Here is a 1,548-nt window from a genome sequence, read left to right on the forward strand (position 1 = left end):
TACGGAAGCAACAAATGGTTTGTTCGAAGGAGAATCCCCTCTTCCCGTCAAACAAGCCTTAGCAGCATCCGGTTCGATTAAACCCCCCTGCCACAGGCCAAAACCCGTTTTGCCTGCGAATCGGCCAAAAGAATGTGGCTAAAAATTACCTCCCCTCTGCGGCGTAAAAATGGAGACTTTCTCCTAATTATTCCCTCATTTTCCGGAATTATTCCCTCTGGTTCCGGAAAAGGGGGGAAACGGAGCCCGCAATAGGCCCGGATTGCCGTATCCCTGATATGGGGTGCACACACACCCATTCATAGAGCAGGTGTTTTTCAACGTTCGGGTGTGGACTCTGGTTTATGTGCGTTTCAACAGAGCGCGCTATGTTGCGAAGCAGCAGAGAAATCTCATGAAAATCCCGGGGATATTCATCTCCGCCAAAAGGTGCCTTTATCCAAAAGAGAATCACCGGCACGAAAAAAGAAGAGAATGAATACTGTTATTCTTTCTTCGGCGGAATCTTGATGTCGAGGCCGTACTTCTCCGCATTCCGGTCTGCAATGGCTTGGATGGCTGCGATCTCGGCTTCCTGCAGTTTGGGCTTGAAGAGGTGGCGGAACCGTTTCTGGGTCTTGAGGTATTCGGTTACCGGTTTCCGGACAACCTTCTTCACCTTGGTGACCTTGCCGTCAACCATCTCGAAGTTGGGCCAGAGCCCGGTCTCGATGGCGAGTTTTGCGATCGCGATGGTCTGCTCGCCCTCGAATCCCCAACCGGTGCAGCAGGGTGCATGGACCTGCACATAACACGGCCCGGGGGTGTTGATGGCTTTTTCGACTTTCTGCCGGAGGTCTGCCGGGTAGGCGATGGACGCGGTGGCGACATAGGGTGCCCCGTGGGCGGCGAGGATGGCCGGCATGTCCTTCTTGGGCCGCTTGTTGCCAAACGACTGGGAGCCGGCCGGGCTCGTTGTCGTGCTGGCATCAAGGGGCGTGGCACCGGACCTCTGGATGCCGGTGTTCATGTAGGCCTCATTGTCGTAGCAGATGTAGGTGAAGTCATGGCCGCGCTCGAATGCGCCGCTGATGCTGATCATGCCGATATCGAAGGTTGCGCCGTCACCGGCCATGATTACGATCTTCTCTTTCCTGCCCTGCTTCTTTAACGAAGCTTCAATGCCCGATGCAACGGCAGCTGCGTTCTCGAAGAGCGAGTGAATCCACGGGACTTTCCACGCGGTCTCGGGATACGGGGTGGAGAAGACCTCCATACAACCCGTGGACGAGACCACGATCGTCTCGGTCCCCGCCGCTTCTGTGACGAGCCGGGCGGCAAGCGCAGCCCCGCAGCCCCCGCAGGCACGATGGCTGCAGTCACAGAGATCGCAGGTCTTTTGCTTCTCTTCCAGTTCAGCTCAATTCCTTCCTCAGGCCAGAGAACTGGACGCTTACACCCTTCTCGCTGAAGTCAACGATCTTCTTGAGATCCTTTGTTCTTATTTCCCCGCCGTCCACCCCGCCTATGTAGTCTTGCCTGGGTAACTGCTGCCCGTCCATTGCACCG

Annotated in this window: 1 protein-coding gene; it reads right to left on the reverse strand. The window is 55.9% G+C overall.

Translation table 11 applies throughout. From position 1 onward, the window contains the following. Nucleotides 1-484: 484 nt before the first annotated feature. Nucleotides 485-1,393, reverse strand: a complete 909-nt coding sequence (locus tag CW742_RS12520) for a thiamine pyrophosphate-dependent enzyme (RefSeq protein ID WP_292420860.1) — start codon at nt 1,391-1,393, stop codon at nt 485-487. Nucleotides 1,394-1,548: the final 155 nt, after the last annotated feature.

The sequence above is a fragment of the Methanoregula sp. genome, from assembly GCF_002835825.1.
Lineage (GTDB): Archaea > Halobacteriota > Methanomicrobia > Methanomicrobiales > Methanospirillaceae > Methanoregula.